An 18,403-nucleotide genomic window follows, 5' to 3' on the forward strand; every position below is an offset into this window, starting at 1 on the left:
TTCAAGATGCTCAGAATTGGTGGCAAAGACATGCAGATTGATCCCCTTGAGGTTGAATCAAGTTAGGTATTGCTTATTGATTCGATAAAGACAACAGATTGGTGATAATGATCACATTTCTGTACTTTAGCTACATACGAAAACACATGAGGATAAAGTGATGTCAGTAATCAATACCCAAGTTAAACCGTTCAAAAACATGGCTTTCAAAGACGGTCAATTCATCGAAGTGACTGAGAAGAATATCGAAGGAAAATGGAGCGTATTCTTCTTCTATCCGGCTGACTTTACGTTTGTTTGCCCGACCGAACTGGGTGATGTCGCTGACTATTACGACGAATTCCAACAGCGTGGCGTGGAAATCTACTCTGTTTCTACCGACACCCACTTTACGCACAAAGCGTGGCATAGCAGCTCTGAAACGATTGGCAAAATCAAATACACCATGATCGGTGACCCAACGGGCCAACTGACGCGCAACTTTGAAAACATGCGTGAAGCCGAAGGTCTGGCTGACCGTGGTACGTTCATCGTTGACCCACAGGGCACCATCCAGGCAGTAGAAATCACGGCCGAAGGTATTGGCCGCGATGCTTCTGATCTGCTGCGTAAAGTGAAAGCAGCTCAGTACGTGGCTTCTCACCCTGGCGAAGTGTGCCCGGCCAAATGGAAAGAAGGCGAAGCTACGCTAGCACCGTCTCTGGATCTGGTTGGTAAAATCTAAGCTAACACCTCGGAAAACATAGCTATAGAAAACATGGTTGCTTTTGTCGGGTGCGTTGCACCCGATTTTTCTGGCCCGGTTTTTTGGGGCCAGCACCCTCTACGACTTTGTCTTTGTACCCACTTGCCTAATTAAGGACGACCGATGCTCGACAATACGATGAAAGTCCAGTTGAAAGCCTATCTGGAAAAATTAACCAAACCTGTTGAGTTGATAGCGACTCTGGATGACTCCGCTAAATCTGCTGAAGTCAGAACCTTGCTGACAGAAATCGCTGAGCTGTCCGAGCGGGTAAGTTTCGTTGAAAAGAATGATCTGGCAGTACGTAAGCCTTCATTCCTGATTACCAACCCAGGTTCCCAAAGCGGCCCGCGTTTTGCCGGTGCGCCAATGGGACATGAATTTACCTCCCTGATTCTGGCGTTATTGCAAGTGGGCGGTCATCCGTCGAAAGAAGCGAAAGAATTACTCGATCAAATCCGTCATCTTGACGGTACGTTCCACTTTGAAACCTATTATTCGCTGTCCTGCCACAACTGTCCGGACGTGGTGCAGGCACTGAATTTAATGGCAGTGTTGAACCCAAATATCACCCATACCGCGATTGACGGCGGTGTGTTTCAGGATGAGATCCAAAGCCGTAATGTGATGGGCGTTCCTACCGTTTTCCTGAACGGTGAACATTTCAGTCAAGGGCGGACGAGCCTGGCTGAGATTGTGACTAAAATTGATACTGGCGCGGGGGCTAAACAGGTTGAGAAACTGAACCAACGCGACGTTTATGATGTATTAATCATCGGTAGCGGCCCGGCAGGGGCAGCGGCGGCGGTCTATTCGGCGCGTAAAGGCATCCGTACCGGATTGGTCGGCGAACGTTTTGGTGGCCAGGTACTGGATACTGTCGATATCGAAAACTACATTTCCGTTCCGAAAACGGAAGGTGCCAAATTGGCGACTGCACTGAAAAGCCATGTTGATGACTATGGTGTTGATGTGATCGACGCGCAGAGCGCAGAAGCTTTAATTCCCGGCGGCGAACCGAGTAAACCGCATCAGGTGATTACGGTATCCGGTGCGACGCTGAAAGCGCGTAGCGTGATCATTGCGACCGGTGCGCGCTGGAGAAATATGAATGTGCCTGGCGAAGATCAGTACCGTACGCGTGGCGTAACGTACTGTCCGCACTGTGATGGTCCGCTGTTTAAAGGCAAGCACGTCGCGGTGATCGGCGGCGGGAACTCCGGTGTGGAGGCCGCTATCGATCTGGCTGGCGTGGTGAAACATGTCACGCTGCTTGAGTTTGCACCCGAACTGAAAGCGGATTCTGTATTACAAGACAAAGTGCGTAGCCTGCCGAACGTTGACATCATTCTGAATGCGCAAACCACAGAAGTGAAAGGCGATGGACAGAAGGTGACGGGGCTAAGCTACAAAGATCGTCTTACCGATACGGTGTATGATTTAGCGCTGGAAGGGATCTTCGTGCAGATTGGCCTGCTGCCTAACACCCACTGGCTGGAAGGTACGGTAGCCAGAAACCGCATCGGTGAAATTGAGATCGATGCCAAGTGCGAAACCAGTGTGAAAGGCGTCTTTGCGGCTGGTGACTGTACGACAGTGCCTTACAAACAGATCATCATTGCGACGGGTGAAGGTGCCAAAGCATCCTTGAGTGCCTTTGACTACCTGATCAGAACCCGCGCATAACATCGGATCGCGGGAAAGGGAGGAGGGCACCTTAGCCGCTGTCCCGTTTTTCTGAAGACGATCTTAACGTACCGCGCGGCGGTGCCTCATAAAAGGGCATCGCCGCGCTTTTTGTTTTTGATCGTAAAATTTTCCTTTTGATCATAAAACGCCCCCTTCGATCGTAAAAATTAGATCTCAGCCCTTGCCAAGGGACAATAAGAAATTCATAATGCTGGCCGCTCTGTGCTGTTGAACGTTTTTGTTGTCTACACAGCATCGTATTTCGAGCGTTAGCGTTACTTCAATCCATATCGTTTTTTATCAGTTAATACAAAAAATCATATTCTTCTTAACAGACTTATCCACAGGCTGTGTGTTGATTATTTATTAATCACGCCATGCTGTTGATAAAATGCTGTAGAGTATCTTATTGATATTTATCCATAAATATTACTTATAAAAACGTTATAACGATCGCTTGTACTTTTTGTGACAGTTGATTGGCAACGGTTTTTTTTATTTATTCACAGCGCGTGCGACAAATTGATGACAACGGTTTGAACGACTCACGCATCGCGCGGTAATCCTTTCTCTACTGCACGAATAAGTCGTTTTTTCTGTGTTGACTGGACGTCAATTTCCAGTGACGCTCGGCGTTCCAACTGCTGACGAATCGCCCAGTGGATATGTTCATCCAACAGCTCGCTTTCACCCAAACGGGTTTGCAGGGCCAGCACAACACTATCCTGATAGGGAGCATTCCCTAGTGCGACGGCAATATTGCGTAGCCAGCGGAGATGGCCGATGCGCCGGATTGGCGATCCTTCCGTAATCCGAAGAAATTTCTCTTCATTCCAGCCGAATAGCGCCAGCAGTTCCGGCGTATGCAGCGCGGCACGCGGGCTGAAATCCGCCTCGTCGGTGAGCTGTGAAAACCGATTCCATGGGCAAATCAGCTGGCAGTCATCGCAGCCATAGATGCGATTGCCCATTAGCGGGCGGAATTCTTCAGGAATTGGACCTTCCAATTCGATGGTCAGATAGGAAATACAGCGGCGGGCATCGACGGTATAAGGAGCGACAATCGCGCCTGTTGGGCAGGTGGTCATGCAGGCGACACATCGGCCGCACTGTTCTTCCTGTGGCCGATCGACGGGCAGCGGTAAATCGATCAGCAGTTCACCGAGAAAAAACCAGGAACCCGCCTCTCTGTTGAGAATTAGTGAGTGTTTACCAACCCAGCCAAGTCCAGCTTTCGCGGCCAAAGGACGTTCCATAATGGGTGCGGAATCGACAAACGGGCGAAAATTCAGTTCACCACAGTATTCCTGAATCTGGTCGCCGAGTTTTTTCAGCCGTTGGCGTAACAACTTGTGGTAATCGCGACCAAGCGCATAGCGGCTAACATAGCCGAGCTGCGGGTTCTTTAAGGTGCTGGCGAACGCAGCTTTGGCGGGAAGATAATTCATACGTACGCTGATGACGCGAAGTGTACCGGGCAACAGCTCATGAGGACGTGCCCGCAGCATGCCGTGGCGCGCCATCCAGTCCATTTCTCCGTGGTATTGTTTATCCAGCCACGCCTGAAGCCGAGGCTCTTCTGTGGACAAATCGGTGTCGCAGATGCCGACCTGCTGGAATCCCAATGCCTGTCCCCATTGTTTGATGTGTTGCGCTAATTCGTTGAGATTGTAGGGGTATGACATGATGGACCACAGAAATAAACAAGACGTGGTGATGTTATCATATCCTGGCTGTGTAGCCGATGCTCGCTGAGAAGAGGGGGGGAATGCTGGCGTTGGTTTAGGTTGCTTGCTAATTTTAAGTCATTGTAATGAAAACCAAGAGCAAATGATGACGGGTCACATTCGGAAGCGAGAGGATGCGTTACCTGATGCGGTGTTTTACGCCGAATGGGTACGCCGTGAAGAAGTCAGAGCGGCTCACGAATCAGGGCTTTCACTGTGGACGCTCATGCAGCGCGCGGGAGAAGCCGCATTTCAGGTTGCTCGCTACTGCTATCCCTCGACCCGCCGCTGGCGGGTTCTTGCTGGGCATGGTAATAACGGCGGTGATGGGTATGTGGTCGCCAGTTTGGCGCTGGCGGCCGGCATCGACGTGGATGTTATTGCCTGTGCCAGCGATAAGCCGTTGCCTGATGATGCTCGCCTTGCGCGCCAGCGCTGGCTGGAGCAGGGCGGTCGTGTTCAGGACGTGAAGGCACAGGATGCTGATACGTCGTGGCCGCAAGGGATCGATCTTATCGTTGATGGTCTGCTCGGCACTGGGCTTTCCGCCGCACCGCGCACACCTTATGCGGTGTTAATGACGCAGGCGAATGCCTATCCTGCCCCCATCGTTTCACTGGATATTCCCTCTGGCTTACATGCTGAAACCGGCGCCTGTGCTGGCGTCGCGATCTGTGCGGCGCAGACAGTGACATTTATTGCGCTGAAACCGGGGTTACTGACGGGCCGTGCGCGTGAGCAGGTTGGGAAATTACATTATCACTCGCTAGGCTTACAGACGTGGCTAGACGACCAAACTGCGCCGATACGGCGGTTGACCGCAGCGCAGCTTGCCGGATGGCTGTCTCCTCGAACGGCCGGACAACATAAAGGCGATAACGGTAGACTGCTGGTGGTGGGCGGCAACGTCGGCTTGGGTGGCGCGGTATTGATGGCTGCTGATGCGGCGTTACACAGCGGTGCAGGTTTGGTGCGAGTACTTACTCACAAACAGTATCAATCGGCGTTTCTGACGGCCCGACCTGAGTTGATGGTACTGGAACTGACGACTGATACGCTGCGGCAGGGACTGGAATGGGCGGATGTCATCGTGATTGGGCCCGGTTTAGGGCAGGATGAATGGGCTAAAAAGGCACTGCGTCTGGCAGAATATTGTAACAAACCCATGTTATGGGATGCGGATGCGCTTAACCTACTGGCAATCAATCCGCATAAGCGGCAGAATCGCGTGCTGACACCTCATCCCGGTGAGGCTGCACGTTTATTGAATTGCCGTGTATCGGATATTGAAAGTGATCGCATACTTGCAGCGACAAAGTTGGCAAAACGCTATGGTGGCGTTGTCGTGTTAAAAGGCGCGGGAACGGTCATCGCCAGCGAGCGAGACGAGGTTGCCATTGCTGATGTGGGCAACCCCGGCATGGCGACAGGTGGCATGGGTGATGTGCTGTCAGGTATTGTCGGCGGTTTGCTGGCACAAAAGCTCACGCTGTATGATGCTGCCTGTGCGGGGTGTGTCGTACACGGTGCGGCGGCTGATTGGTTGGCGGCGCGACGGGGTACTCGCGGTATGTTGGCAACCGATTTACTGCCTGTGCTATTCCGGTATGTGAATCCGAACTGATGTTTTTAGAGCCGATGTTTTTAGGACTTATGTTTTTAGAACAATATAATGAAAAAAATAGTCTTACTTCTGCCGGATGAGGCAGCAACCATCTCTTTAGGCTCGGCGCTGGCGAAAGCTTGCGACGGTGCGTGTGTTATTCACCTTTATGGCGATCTCGGCGCAGGGAAAACGACGTTTAGTCGCGGCTTCCTACAGGCACGCGGTCATCAGGGCAATGTCAAAAGTCCCACTTATACACTGGTCGAGCCTTATGCGTTATCGCCGCTGGCTGTCTACCACTTTGATCTTTATCGGCTGGCTGACCCGGAAGAGTTGGAATTCATGGGGATCCGCGATTATTTGACGCAGGATGCCATTTGTCTGATTGAATGGCCGCAGCAAGGGGTGGGTGTGCTGCCCGATGCCGATATCGAACTGCATTTGCGTTATCAGGATCAGGGCCGACAGGCTGAATTGTCTGCTGTCTCTGCAACGGGAGACGCGATGTTACAACGTTTTTCTCTCCAGCCAGGAACAACAGAATCATGATGAGTTGTATGGTTAAGCTGTTCATCGGCGTGTGGCTGTTGCTGGCGGGCTCGGCGTGGGCCGCTAGTCTGTCGGACATTAAGGTGGACAATGCCTCAGCCCAGGCCACGGTGCGCCTGAGCTTTAGCGGTCAGCCTATTTATGCTTTTTTCCCGCTCAGTAACCCCGCCAGAGTGGTGATTGATATTCGTCAGACTGGCGTCATTCAGGGATTACCGCTGGATTTCAGCGGACAAAATCTGATTAAGCGTGTGCGTACCAGCAATGCGCAAGATGCACAAAGCCTGCGTTTGGTCTTGGATTTGACTCAGGCGGCTAAAACGCGGGCGGTGACGCAAAAAGAAGGAGCGGGTTACGCTGTTGTCTTTACCATTACCGGTGATAAAGCGAAAACGGTGCCAGCCTCAGTGCCTCCGGCTTCACGGCAGCAAAAAAATAGTGCGCCAGTAGAACCGGCCAAAAATCCGTTTACCAATAAGCCTACTGTCGTCGTCAATAGCAGTTCGTCATCTACCCGCGTGCCAGCCCGGCAGGGGAATGAACGTGTTGTTGTGGCGATTGATGCCGGTCACGGCGGGCAGGATCCTGGGGCGATTGGCCCTAACGGGCTGCGGGAGAAAAACGTTACCATTTCGATCGCCCGTAAGCTACAAGCCTTACTGAATAGCGATCCGGCTTTTAAAGGTGTGCTGACGCGCGACGGTGATTACTTTATCTCCGTCATGGGACGTTCGGACGTGGCGCGCAAGCAGGGCGCGAACCTGTTAGTGTCGATTCACGCGGATGCTGCGCCAAACCGCAATGCGAAAGGGGCGTCTGTTTGGGTGCTGTCCAACCGCCGTGCGAACAGCGAAATGGCAAACTGGCTGGAACAGCATGAGAAACAGTCTGAACTGTTGGGCGGTGCAGGCGATCTGCTGGCGAACAGCAGCGCGGATCCTTACCTCAGTCAGGCGGTGCTGGATCTGCAATTTGGTCACTCCCAGCGCGTCGGGTATGATGTGGCAACGAAGGTGCTGCGTGAACTCCAGCGCGTTGGAGGGTTGCATAAACGACGCCCTGAGCACGCCAGTCTAGGCGTGTTGCGCTCGCCGGACATCCCTTCTTTACTGGTGGAAACTGGGTTTATCAGTAATGTTGCAGAAGAACGTCTGCTGGGTAGTAACGACTATCAGGAAAAACTCGCCAAGGCGATTTATCAGGGGCTGAGGGGGTACTTCCAAACGCACCCGATGCAATCTGTTCCCAAAAACGCTCTCCCAAAGCAGGAAACCCGCCCACTACAGTCGTCGGCAAGTGATACATCAACCTTGAGCGGTAACGTAACCGCCGCCAAAGCGAGAGCGGGCAGCAAGCGTCATACCGTTGCTCGTGGTGAAACCCTGTCTTCCATTGCGCGGCGTTATGGCGTCAGCCTCACGGCCATGCGCGATGTGAATAAGCTGAACAAGGACATCGTCTGGGTTGGGCAGCGCCTGAATATTCCGGCTACAGGAGCGGAACAGACGGCATCAACGCCAGCACCCAAAAAGGCAGCGCCGGTAAAGCATAAGGTCGTAAAGGGTGATAGCCTGAGTGCGATTGCTGCCCGTTACGGTGTCAGCATGAAGGATATCCAACAGGCGAATAATATGCGCTCCGGCACGGTACAACTGGGGCAAACGCTGATTATTCCGTCTGCCTGAGACTTCATGCTGACGATGTCGATAGATTGAGGTTATTAAGAGGGATGTGCCATGCCGATTCAGGTGTTGCCACCGCAGTTGGCTAATCAGATCGCAGCTGGAGAAGTGGTTGAGCGTCCGGCTTCGGTCGTGAAGGAACTGGTGGAAAACAGTCTGGATGCAGGGGCGACTCGGATTGATATCGACATCGAGCGTGGTGGTGCGAAGTTGATCCGAATTCGTGACAACGGCTCGGGGATTGGAAAGGATGAATTAACGCTGGCACTGGCGCGCCATGCGACCAGCAAAATTGCGACGCTCGACGATCTGGAAGCGATCGTCAGCATGGGATTTCGCGGTGAAGCGCTGGCGAGTATCAGTTCTGTCTCCCGTTTAACCTTGACTTCACGCACGGCCGAACAATCCGAAGCCTGGCAGGCCTACGCCGAAGGGCGTGATATGGCGGTGACGGTCAAGCCTGCCGCCCATCCTGTCGGCACCACGCTGGAAGTGCTTGATCTGTTTTATAACACGCCCGCCCGCCGTAAATTTATGCGCACCGAAAAAACCGAATTCACCCATATTGATGAGGTGGTACGCCGCATTGCGCTGGCGCGTTTCGATATCGCCATTACGCTGCATCATAACGGTAAGCTGATGCGACAGTACCGTGCGGCACCGGATAAAAGTCAGTATGAGCGCCGATTGGGTAGCATTTGCGGTGCGACATTCTTACAGCATGCGCTCGCGGTGTCATGGCAACACGGCGATCTTACTATTCATGGCTGGGTTGCCGATCCGGTTGGTGCCAAGCAACTGCCAGACTTGCAATATTGCTATGTGAACCAGCGCATGATGCGCGACCGGTTGATCAATCATGCTATCCGGCAGGCTTATCAGGATCAGCTTAGTGACGATCAGCAGCCTGCTTATGTCCTGTATCTGGAGATCGACCCGCATCAGGTTGATGTCAACGTTCATCCCGCCAAACATGAGGTTCGGTTCCATCAGGCGCGGCTGGTACATGACTTTATCTATCAGGCGGTGATGTCCGTTCTGCAACAGGCCTCCGCGCCGGGGCTTGGTATGACGGAGCCGGAGACTGGGAAAACGGTGCAATGGCAGCAGGAAAATCGTCCCGCCGCCGGCGAAAACCACTTTGCTCAGCCGTTGCGTACCGATAACACGCCATCGTATGGCGGGAAAACGCCGCGGGCGGGTCATTCCGGTCACGCGCGGGAATCCGTTTATTCCGGCTATCAGCCAGAGAATCCGTACCAGAAAAAGCAGGGTGAGCTGTATAAGACGCTGTTGCAGCCGGCGAATAACGCGACCAGTGCACCACCACCGTCTGGCGAACGTGTTGCTGTCGCGCCTAACCCCGTTACGTCGCCAGATGCGGGAGTGTTGTCTACGGCATTACCCGTTTTCCCTCCAAATCGAACTGCGCCGGACACGATAGCCAGCAACAATAAGTCACGTGCGCCAGTTGAGTCGCCGCTGGAAAGCCAGTCGAACGGTTTCGGGCGAGTACTGACGGTTTATCCGCCGTGCTACGCGCTGTTGGAGTACCATAAAGGTCTGGCGATGCTGTCGCTTTCCGTTGCTGAGCGCTATCTGAAAGCGGTGCAGTTGACGCCGTCGGAAGAGGGGCTGCGGGCGCAGCCGTTACTGATTCCGCAGCGCCTGACGCTAAGTAAATCTGAGCTGAGCGTGTTGTCTGCGCACCACGCTTTGCTGGCGCGTTTTGGTATTGATGTACTCGTTGAGTCACAGCGTGCGACGTTGCGGGCCGTACCTTTACCATTGCGCCAACAAAATTTACAAAACTTGATCTCCGAACTGATAGGCTATCTGGCCGACTATCAGACGGTTGAGACACAGCAGGTGGAACCTGGCGCATTGGCATCGTGGATGGCAATGCGATTGCAGAGTGAACAGGAAAGCTGGAGCCATTCTCAGGCCATACAATTACTGGCGGATGTCGAGCGGCTTTGTCCGCAACTGGCGAAAGCGCCGCCGTCTGAACTTTTATATATGATGGACATCCATGATGCCATCAAGGCTTTGAAGCATGAGTGATGTAGAAAACGCGTCGTTGCCGCCCGCCATTTTTATCATGGGGCCGACGGCGTCAGGAAAAACCGCATTGGCAATGGCGTTACGAGAATATTTGCCCGTAGAGTTGATTAGCGTCGATTCTGCCCTCATCTACAAAGGCATGGATATCGGGACAGCGAAACCGAGTGCGGAAGAACTGGCACAGGTACCGCATCGGTTAGTCGACATTCTCGATCCGGTAGAATCCTATTCTGCGGCCGATTTTCGCCGCGATGCGCTACGTGAGATGGCAGACATTACGGCCGCTGGGCGTATTCCCTGCTTGGTGGGCGGGACGATGCTGTATTTCAAGGCGCTGCTGGAGGGGCTTTCTCCTCTGCCGTCAGCCGATGCTGCCGTGCGCCAACGCATTGAAGAGCAGGCAAAAGAAATCGGCTGGGAAGCGATGCATCGCCAGCTCAGTGAGATCGATCCGGTAGCAGCAATTCGGATTCATCCAAATGATCCGCAGAGACTCTCGCGAGCACTGGAAGTTTTTTTCGTTTCAGGTAACACTTTAACTGAACTGACAAAAACGTCTGGCGACGCGCTGCCCTATCAGGTTCATCAGTTTGCTATCGCCCCGGTGACGCGTGAATTGTTGCATCAGCGAATTGAACAGCGTTTTCACCAGATGTTGGCGGCGGGGTTTGAGACAGAAGTCCGGACATTGTTTGCCCGGCACGACCTTAATCCGGAGATGCCCTCTATTCGTTGCGTGGGTTATCGCCAGATGTGGTCATATTTATCCGGTGAAATTGGTTACGATGAAATGGTTTATCGGGGCATTTGTGCAACGCGTCAGCTAGCGAAGCGGCAAATGACCTGGCTACGCAGTTGGGATGATGTCTGCTGGCTGGATAGCGAAAAACCGACCGAAGCACTGGACAAGGCTATACAGGTTATTAATGCATAGGTTTGTTAGTGCATAGGTTGAGTGATTGTGTACAATCGGTGAGTCTCAGCGTGCAAGTTTTTTACACCGTTATTTTAGAACCATAGGGTTCTTTGTTACAAACAACATACAAATAAGGAAAATATAGAATGGCTAAGGGGCAATCTTTGCAAGATCCGTTCTTGAACGCTTTGCGTCGTGAACGTGTTCCGGTTTCGATTTATTTGGTGAACGGTATTAAGCTGCAAGGTCAGATCGAATCTTTCGATCAGTTCGTGATTTTGTTGAAAAACACGGTAAGTCAGATGGTTTATAAGCACGCCATCTCTACAGTTGTTCCTTCTCGCCCAGTGTCTCACCATAGCAACAATCCAGGCGGCAGCAACAACTATCACGGTAATAACACGACTGTTCAGCAGCAGTCGACGGACGCTGATGACGCCGAATAAGGCGTATTGTCAATTCACCACGGCGCGGGAGAGCTGGAGGCATCGCTCGGCTCCTTCGCTGTGGTGTTTTTTGCTCGTTTGAGAGGTTACTCGCTTGTTTGACCGTTATGAATCAGGTGAACGGGCCATATTAGTTCATATTTACTTCTCGCAAGATAAAGATACGGAAGATCTGCTGGAGTTCGAATCTCTGGTTTCTTCTGCCGGTATTGAGTCCTTGCAGGTGGTTACTGGTAGCCGTAAGGCACCTCACCCCAAGTATTTTGTCGGGGAAGGCAAAGCAGAAGAAATTGCTCAGGCAGTAAAAGAAACTGGCGCCTTTGTCGTGCTGTTTGATCATGCGCTGACGCCTGCTCAGGAACGTAATCTGGAGCGTTTGTGCGAGTGCCGGGTGATCGATCGTACCGGACTGATTTTAGATATTTTTGCCCAGCGTGCACGTACTCACGAAGGGAAATTACAGGTAGAACTGGCACAGCTACGCCACCTTGCGACCCGATTGGTTCGCGGCTGGACGCACCTTGAACGCCAGAAAGGCGGTATCGGTTTGCGTGGTCCGGGTGAAACTCAGCTTGAAACCGACCGTCGCTTATTGCGTAACCGTATCACTCAGATATTGTCACGTCTTGAACGGGTAGAAAAACAGCGTGAACAGGGGCGGAGGTCGCGGGTTCGCGCCGATGTTCCCACTGTGTCGCTGGTGGGCTATACCAACGCGGGTAAATCCACGCTGTTTAACAAAATTACATCGGCGGACGTCTATGCCGCCGATCAGTTATTTGCCACACTGGATCCCACATTGCGCCGCATTGAAGTGGATGATGTCGGTGATACAGTGCTGGCGGATACCGTAGGTTTTATCCGGCAGTTGCCCCACGATTTGGTGGCTGCGTTTAAGGCTACGTTACAGGAAACACGTCAGGCCTCGCTGCTGTTGCACGTTGTTGATGCTGTCGATCCTCGTCTTGACGAGAACATTGAGGCGGTTAATGACGTACTGACGGAAATTGAGGCAGATGAAATACCTGCGCTGTTAGTAATGAACAAGATTGATATGCTGGATGATTTCGTTCCGCGTATCGATCGCAACGAAGAGAATCTACCGGTACGGGTCTGGCTTTCTGCACAGACCGGTGAGGGTATTCCGTTGCTATTTCAGGCATTGACTGAGCGGCTTTCCGGGGAAATCGCACAATATACTTTGCATCTTCCCCCGCAGGCAGGACGTTTGCGTAGTCGTTTTTACCAGCTTCAGGCAATAGAAAAAGAATGGATTGAAGAGGATGGGCAAATTGGTTTGGTTATTCGTATGCCGATTGCTGACTGGCGCCGCCTCTGCAAAAAAGAGCAGGAAATGATGGACTATATTGTCTGATTTGACTGGCAGAAACAGTCTGAACGGTGAAATAGTCTGACGGACTCTGGGATATTGAACCTGAAGAACACCTATCATAAAGAATGGAGCTAAAACATGGCGTGGAATCAGCCCGGTAATAACGGACAAGACCGCGACCCGTGGGGGAGCAGCAGCAATAATGGCGGCAACTCTGGCGGAAATAATAATAAAGGTGGCCGAGATCAGGGGCCGCCGGATCTGGACGACATCTTCCGTAAGCTGAGCAAAAAACTCAGCGATCTGGGTGGCGGAAAAGGTTCAGGCTCAAGCAACAGCGGAAATTCTGGCGGCCCAGCACTGGGTGGCCGGATCGTCGGTATCGCTGCCGTCGCTGCGGTTGTCATCTGGGCTGCTACGGGTTTCTATACCATTAAAGAAGCGGAACGCGGTGTCGTTACGCGCTTTGGTAAATTCAGCCATTTGGTGGGGCCAGGTCTTAACTGGAAACCGACCTTCATTGACTCTGTTCGCGCCGTGAACGTCGAGTCAGTGCGTGAACTGGCGACGTCGGGCGTGATGTTGACGTCAGACGAGAATGTCGTGCGCGTTGAAATGAACGTGCAGTATCGTGTCACGCAGCCAGAACAATATCTGTTCAGTGTAACCAATGCGGATGACAGCCTGCGTCAGGCAACTGACAGCGCGCTGCGCGGCGTTATTGGTAAGTACACAATGGACAAAATTTTGACGGAAGGCCGTACCATTGTGCGTACGGATACCCAGCGCGTACTGGAAGAAACTGTTCGTCCGTACAACATGGGGATTACGCTGCTGGACGTCAACTTCCAGACCGCGCGCCCGCCGGAAGAAGTCAAGGCTGCGTTTGATGATGCGATTGCCGCACGTGAAAACGAACAGCAATATATTCGTGAAGCGGAAGCATACGCGAACGAAGTCCAGCCACGTGCCAACGGTCAGGCGCAGCGTATTCTCGAAGAGTCTCGCGCTTATAAAACGCGTACCGTTCTGGAAGCTCAGGGTGAAGTCGCTCGCTTTGCTCGCGTCTTACCGGAATATAAAGCCGCACCGGAAATTACCCGCGAGCGTCTGTATATCGAAACGATGGAACGCGTGCTGAGCCATACCCGTAAAGTGCTGGTCAATGACAAGGGCGGCAACCTGATGGTTCTGCCGCTGGATCAGATGTTGCGCGGACAAAGCGCTGACAATACGCAAAGCAACAGCAGTAATACCAGCGCTAGCCCACTGCGTCTGCCCACTGGCAACAGCGGGGCAGCGAATAGCAACCAGACGCGTAGCAGCAACAATGGAAATATCATGGATCAGCGCAGAGCAAATGCGCAGCGTGATGACTTCACTCGAGTAGGGAGAGAATAATCGATGCGTAAGCCCTTACTATTTATCCTGATCCTGGTACTGATGGTGGTCTATGCGTCACTGTTTGTGGTGCAGGAAGGCCAACGCGGCATTGTGATGCGTTTTGGCAAAGTATTGCGTGATGACGAGAACAAGCCGCTGATTTATGCACCGGGATTGCAGTTCAAGATTCCGTTTATCGACTCAGTAAAAATGCTGGACGCACGTATCCAGACGATGGAAAACCAGGCTGACCGCTTTATCACTAAAGAGCAGAAAGACCTGATTGTCGATTCCTACCTGAAATGGCGCATCAGCGATTTTAGCCGTTACTATCTGGCAACGGGCGGTGGCGACATCTCTCAGGCTGAAGTTCTGTTGAAACGTAAATTCAGTGACCGTCTGCGTTCTGAGATTGGTCGTCTGGATGTGAAAGGCATTGTGACCGACTCGCGTGGTCAACTGATGTCTGACGTGCGTGAAGCGCTGAATACCGGTACGGGGGAAACCACCGAAGCCGATAATGCGATTGCTTCTGCTGCTGCGCGCGTTGAGAAAGAAACGACGGGCAACGAGCCTCATATCAACCCTAACAGTATGGCTGCACTGGGGATTGAGGTTATCGATGTGCGAATTAAGCAAATCAACCTGCCAACTGAAGTCTCTGACGCCATTTACCAACGTATGCGTGCAGAGCGTGAAGCGGTCGCGCGTCGCCACCGTTCACAGGGTCAGGAAGAGGCTGAAAAGCTGAAAGCGGCGGCAGACTATGAAGTCACCCGTACGCTGGCTGAAGCTGAGCGTCAGGGGCGTATCACCCGTGGTGAGGGGGATGCAGAAGCCGCGAAACTATTTGCTAACGCATTCAGTGAAGATCCTGACTTCTATGCTTTCGTTCGTAGCCTGCGCGCGTATGAAAGCAGCTTCAGTAATAATCAGGACGTGATGGTTCTCAGCCCGGATAGCGACTTCTTCCGTTACATGAAGTCACCGGACAGCGTGGTACCACGCCGCTGATCGTCATTCACTGACGTCTTTCATCAAGCCCGGGTTCTTTCTCGGGCTTTTTTTTGCCATTTTCTGGCAGAGATATTCAAGGGTTTGCTCCTGCACGAATCGGATGTGGGGAAAGAGGTTGTTATGAATTCAACGATTTGGCTGGCGCTTGGGCTGGTTTTGGTGCTTGAAGGGCTTGGACCGCTGCTGTTTCCCCGTCTCTGGCGGCGTATGATTTTGGGTATCGCGCAGTTGCCAGATAATGTTTTGCGCCGTTTTGGCGGTGGAATAGTTGTTGCTGGGTGCGTGATCTACTACATGTTGCGTAGCCGCATGGGTAGCTAAAATTAAGCGGAAAAATGTGCGCAATCGTGTGCTAAAAGTACTGAAAGCATCCAAATGAGATGTTAGAATCCTTTTTTAAGCAACCTGGTGATTCTTGAAATGGGTAAGAACGTCGTCGTACTGGGCACCCAATGGGGTGACGAAGGTAAAGGCAAGGTCGTTGACCTGCTGACTGAACGGGCTAAATATGTTGTGCGCTATCAGGGTGGACACAATGCTGGCCACACACTGGTTATCAACGGTGAAAAAACCGTCCTTCATTTAATTCCTTCTGGCATTCTGCGTGAAAATGTTGTCAGCATCATTGGTAACGGTGTTGTGCTGGCACCTGACGCATTGATGAAAGAAATGACGGAGCTTGAAGCGCGTGGCGTCCCGGTACGCGAACGTCTGCTGCTTTCTGAAGCTTGTCCGTTAATCCTGCCTTATCACGTCGCGCTGGATAACGCGCGTGAGAAAGCGCGTGGTACGAAAGCAATTGGTACGACTGGCCGCGGTATCGGCCCGGCGTATGAAGATAAAGTTGCTCGCCGTGGCCTGCGCGTTGGCGATCTGTTTGATAAAGAAACCTTTGCCGTCAAACTGAAAGAGATCGTCGAATACCATAACTTCCAGTTGGTTAACTACTACAAAGCCGATGCGGTCGACTACCAGAAAGTGCTGGACGATGTGCTGGCGATTGCTGACATCCTGACTGCGATGGTAGTTGATGTTTCCGATCTGCTGTATAAAGCGCACCTGCGTGGCGATTTCGTTATGTTTGAAGGCGCGCAGGGTACGCTGCTGGATATCGACCACGGTACTTATCCGTATGTGACCTCCTCAAATACCACTGCGGGTGGCGTTGCTACCGGTTCTGGTCTGGGGCCACGTTATGTAGACTACGTGCTGGGTATCGTTAAAGCTTATTCTACCCGTGTGGGTGCCGGTCCATTCCCGACTGAGCTGTTTGAAGAAGTCGGTGAGCACCTGTCTCAGAAAGGTAACGAGTTTGGCGCGACAACAGGTCGCCGTCGTCGTACCGGCTGGCTGGATGCGGTTGCCGTGCGTCGTGCAGTACAGATCAACTCGCTGTCTGGCTTCTGCCTGACCAAGCTGGATGTTCTGGACGGTCTGAAAGAGATTAAAATCTGCGTAGGCTATCGTTTGCCGAATGGCACCGAAGTGGATACCACTCCGCTGGCTGCTGAAGGCTGGGAAGGCCTTGAACCGATTTACGAAACGATGCCAGGCTGGTCTGAAAGCACGTTTGGCGTGAAAGATCACAGTAAGCTGCCGCAGGCTGCTCTGGACTACATCAAACGTATCGAAGAAGTCACCGGTGTGCCGATTGATATTATTTCTACCGGTCCAGATCGTAGCGAAACGATGGTGTTGCGCGATCCGTTCGACGCTTGATTTCGTTCCCTTAACGGGTGATGCGAAGATGAAAAAGGACGGGATTCCCGTCCTTTTTGCTATCTGTAAGCTAGTCGCCGTCGTGTGAATAACGACAGTTTCTACCTGTTATTCCTGAGCGTCTTCCACTTTCTGCGCTTTCTTCTTCAGCCCATCTAATAGCTTATTGTGGATGTTGCTGAATCCGCCGTTGCTCATCACCAGAATGTGATCGCCAGGCTGTGCGGTCTTAACGATGTTGTCTACCAACGTGTCAATATCCGCGCTCCAGTGAGCAGGCTGTACACAGGCTTCCGCGACTTCTACGACCTGCCACGGAATATGTGCTGGCTGGAATAGGAAAACTTCATCTGCGCGGCCTAATGACGGTGCCAGCTCGTTTTTACACATTCCCAATTTCATGGTGTTGGAACGGGGTTCAAGCACGGCTAGAATACGTGCTGTGCCGCCAACCTTGCTGCGTAGCGCCGACAGCGTCGCCAGAATTGCGGTAGGGTGGTGTGCAAAGTCGTCATAAACCGCGATGCCGTGCTCCGTACCGCGTAATTCCAGACGGCGACGCGCGTTGATAAATCCGCCCAGTGCACGGCAGGCATCTGCGGGTAGCACGCCGACGTGGTGTGCTGCCGCAATGGCCATCAGCCCGTTGTGCATGTTGTGTTCACCCACCAGCTTCCAGTGGACTTCACCGACCAGTTCATTGTTCAGGTAAACCTGATATTGGCTGGCATCGATCGATACTTTCTGTGCCCGCCACGTGCCTTCTTCGCCAACCAGTTCCTGCTCGCTCCAGCATCCCATTCCCATTACCTGTTTGAGGTTAAGGTCATTGGTTGGCAGGATGATCTTCCCGCTGCCCGGCACCAGCCGTACAAGGTGGTGGAACTGTTTCTGAATGGCTTTCAGATCGTCAAAGATATCGGCGTGATCGAACTCCAGATTGTTGAGCACCAGCGTTCTGGGGCAGTAATGTACGAATTTGGAACGTTTGTCGAAGAACGCACAGTCATATTCATCGGCTTCGAGCACCATGAACGGGCTGTCGCCCAAGCGTGCGGAAATAGTGAAGTTGCCGGGAACGCCACCGATTACAAAGCCGGGCTGATAGCCGCAATCTTCCAGAATCCAGGTGACCATCCCCGCCGTGGTGGTTTTGCCATGTGTACCCGCAACGGCAATTACCCAGCGGTCGCGTAGTACATGATCGTGCAGCCACTGTGGACCGGAAACATAAGGCAATCCCTGTTCCAGTACGGCTTCGACGCATGGATTTCCACGCGTCATTGCATTGCCGATGATGACCAAATCAGGGGTAGGGGTAAGCTGTGCCGGATCGTAGCCCTGAATCAGCGTGATTCCCTGTTCTTCAAGTAAGGTACTCATAGGGGGATAAACATTTGCATCTGAGCCCGTGACATCATGCCCCAGCGAACGAGCAAGTAGGGCAAGGCCGCCCATAAAGGTGCCGCAGATACCTAAAATATGAATACGCATACATTTTCCATCTTCACAGTGAGTCTGCGTCAC

General features: G+C 52.5%; 15 protein-coding genes. 13 read left to right on the forward strand and 2 right to left on the reverse strand.

Annotated features, from left to right (window positions below; genetic code table 11):
* Window positions 1-160: 160 nt before the first annotated feature.
* On the forward strand, window positions 161-724 hold the full coding sequence (gene ahpC, locus ACKQAD_RS01160; protein ID WP_271874824.1) for an alkyl hydroperoxide reductase subunit C: 564 nt from the start codon (window positions 161-163) through the stop codon (window positions 722-724).
* A gap of 144 nt (window positions 725-868) precedes the next feature.
* On the forward strand, window positions 869-2,431 hold the full coding sequence (gene ahpF / locus ACKQAD_RS01165; RefSeq protein ID WP_409158459.1) for an alkyl hydroperoxide reductase subunit F: 1,563 nt from the start codon (window positions 869-871) through the stop codon (window positions 2,429-2,431).
* 548 nt (window positions 2,432-2,979) lie between these two features.
* Here ahpF and queG read toward each other — a convergent pair.
* On the reverse strand, window positions 2,980-4,119 hold the full coding sequence (gene queG, locus ACKQAD_RS01170; protein WP_409158460.1) for a tRNA epoxyqueuosine(34) reductase QueG: 1,140 nt from the start codon (window positions 4,117-4,119) through the stop codon (window positions 2,980-2,982).
* Between the two features lie 148 nt (window positions 4,120-4,267).
* On the opposite strand from queG, the gene nnr reads away from it, so the two are divergent.
* From nnr to ACKQAD_RS01225, 11 genes are all read left to right on the forward strand, one after another.
* Complete coding sequence (gene nnr, locus ACKQAD_RS01175; RefSeq protein ID WP_409158461.1) at window positions 4,268-5,785, forward strand: bifunctional ADP-dependent NAD(P)H-hydrate dehydratase/NAD(P)H-hydrate epimerase; 1,518 nt, start codon at window positions 4,268-4,270, stop codon at window positions 5,783-5,785.
* A 48-nt stretch (window positions 5,786-5,833) separates the two neighbouring features.
* Window positions 5,834-6,316 carry a tRNA (adenosine(37)-N6)-threonylcarbamoyltransferase complex ATPase subunit type 1 TsaE gene (gene tsaE, locus ACKQAD_RS01180; protein WP_409158462.1) on the forward strand — a complete coding sequence of 161 codons (483 nt, stop codon included), beginning with the start codon at window positions 5,834-5,836 and terminating at the stop codon, window positions 6,314-6,316.
* Entirely contained in the window at window positions 6,313-8,001 is a 1,689-nt protein-coding gene (gene amiB, locus ACKQAD_RS01185; RefSeq protein WP_409158463.1) for an N-acetylmuramoyl-L-alanine amidase AmiB, read from the forward strand. The genes tsaE and amiB overlap by 4 nt, the downstream gene beginning before the upstream one ends.
* Window positions 8,002-8,052: 51 nt before the next feature.
* Complete coding sequence (gene mutL / locus ACKQAD_RS01190; protein WP_409158464.1) at window positions 8,053-10,062, forward strand: DNA mismatch repair endonuclease MutL; 2,010 nt, start codon at window positions 8,053-8,055, stop codon at window positions 10,060-10,062.
* Window positions 10,055-10,996, forward strand: a complete 942-nt coding sequence (miaA, locus tag ACKQAD_RS01195) for a tRNA (adenosine(37)-N6)-dimethylallyltransferase MiaA (RefSeq protein WP_409158465.1) — start codon at window positions 10,055-10,057, stop codon at window positions 10,994-10,996. Before mutL ends, miaA begins: the two co-directional genes overlap by 8 nt.
* A 128-nt stretch (window positions 10,997-11,124) precedes the next feature.
* Window positions 11,125-11,424 (forward strand): RNA chaperone Hfq, encoded by a 300-nt coding sequence (gene hfq, locus ACKQAD_RS01200; RefSeq protein WP_409158466.1) that lies wholly within the window; start codon window positions 11,125-11,127, stop codon window positions 11,422-11,424.
* A 94-nt stretch (window positions 11,425-11,518) separates the two neighbouring features.
* Window positions 11,519-12,799, forward strand: a complete 1,281-nt coding sequence (gene hflX / locus ACKQAD_RS01205) for a ribosome rescue GTPase HflX (protein WP_409158467.1) — start codon at window positions 11,519-11,521, stop codon at window positions 12,797-12,799.
* Window positions 12,800-12,895: 96 nt separating this feature from the next.
* Window positions 12,896-14,158 carry an FtsH protease activity modulator HflK gene (gene hflK, locus ACKQAD_RS01210; RefSeq protein WP_225085871.1) on the forward strand — a complete coding sequence of 421 codons (1,263 nt, stop codon included), beginning with the start codon at window positions 12,896-12,898 and terminating at the stop codon, window positions 14,156-14,158.
* A gap of 3 nt (window positions 14,159-14,161) precedes the next feature.
* Complete coding sequence (gene hflC / locus ACKQAD_RS01215) at window positions 14,162-15,154, forward strand: protease modulator HflC (RefSeq protein WP_409158468.1); 993 nt, start codon at window positions 14,162-14,164, stop codon at window positions 15,152-15,154.
* Window positions 15,155-15,277: 123 nt separating this feature from the next.
* Window positions 15,278-15,478 (forward strand): DUF2065 domain-containing protein, encoded by a 201-nt coding sequence (locus tag ACKQAD_RS01220; RefSeq protein ID WP_180778747.1) that lies wholly within the window; start codon window positions 15,278-15,280, stop codon window positions 15,476-15,478.
* Window positions 15,479-15,577: 99 nt separating this feature from the next.
* The gene (locus ACKQAD_RS01225; protein ID WP_409158469.1) at window positions 15,578-16,876 is read left to right on the forward strand and encodes an adenylosuccinate synthase; all 1,299 of its coding nucleotides are present in this window, start codon (window positions 15,578-15,580) and stop codon (window positions 16,874-16,876) included.
* A gap of 108 nt (window positions 16,877-16,984) precedes the next feature.
* Here ACKQAD_RS01225 and mpl read toward each other — a convergent pair whose 3' ends face one another.
* Entirely contained in the window at window positions 16,985-18,370 is a 1,386-nt protein-coding gene (gene mpl, locus ACKQAD_RS01230) for a UDP-N-acetylmuramate:L-alanyl-gamma-D-glutamyl-meso-diaminopimelate ligase (RefSeq protein ID WP_409158470.1), read from the reverse strand.
* Window positions 18,371-18,403: the final 33 nt, after the last annotated feature.

Origin of the sequence: Pectobacterium artocarpous (genome assembly GCF_046159765.1) — a bacterium.
Taxonomy (GTDB): Bacteria; Pseudomonadota; Gammaproteobacteria; order Enterobacterales; family Enterobacteriaceae; genus Pectobacterium.

Coding starts and splice junctions, on each gene's coding strand:
- ahpC (WP_271874824.1), top strand. CDS start 161: ATGTCAGTAATCAATACCCAAGTTAAACCGTTCAAAAACATGGCTTTC.
- ahpF (WP_409158459.1), top strand. CDS start 869: ATGCTCGACAATACGATGAAAGTCCAGTTGAAAGCCTATCTGGAAAAA.
- queG (WP_409158460.1), bottom strand. CDS start 4,119: ATGTCATACCCCTACAATCTCAACGAATTAGCGCAACACATCAAACAA.
- nnr (WP_409158461.1), top strand. CDS start 4,268: ATGACGGGTCACATTCGGAAGCGAGAGGATGCGTTACCTGATGCGGTG.
- tsaE (WP_409158462.1), top strand. CDS start 5,834: ATGAAAAAAATAGTCTTACTTCTGCCGGATGAGGCAGCAACCATCTCT.
- amiB (WP_409158463.1), top strand. CDS start 6,313: ATGATGAGTTGTATGGTTAAGCTGTTCATCGGCGTGTGGCTGTTGCTG.
- mutL (WP_409158464.1), top strand. CDS start 8,053: ATGCCGATTCAGGTGTTGCCACCGCAGTTGGCTAATCAGATCGCAGCT.
- miaA (WP_409158465.1), top strand. CDS start 10,055: ATGAGTGATGTAGAAAACGCGTCGTTGCCGCCCGCCATTTTTATCATG.
- hfq (WP_409158466.1), top strand. CDS start 11,125: ATGGCTAAGGGGCAATCTTTGCAAGATCCGTTCTTGAACGCTTTGCGT.
- hflK (WP_225085871.1), top strand. CDS start 12,896: ATGGCGTGGAATCAGCCCGGTAATAACGGACAAGACCGCGACCCGTGG.
- hflC (WP_409158468.1), top strand. CDS start 14,162: ATGCGTAAGCCCTTACTATTTATCCTGATCCTGGTACTGATGGTGGTC.
- ACKQAD_RS01220 (WP_180778747.1), top strand. CDS start 15,278: ATGAATTCAACGATTTGGCTGGCGCTTGGGCTGGTTTTGGTGCTTGAA.
- ACKQAD_RS01225 (WP_409158469.1), top strand. CDS start 15,578: ATGGGTAAGAACGTCGTCGTACTGGGCACCCAATGGGGTGACGAAGGT.
- mpl (WP_409158470.1), bottom strand. CDS start 18,370: ATGCGTATTCATATTTTAGGTATCTGCGGCACCTTTATGGGCGGCCTT.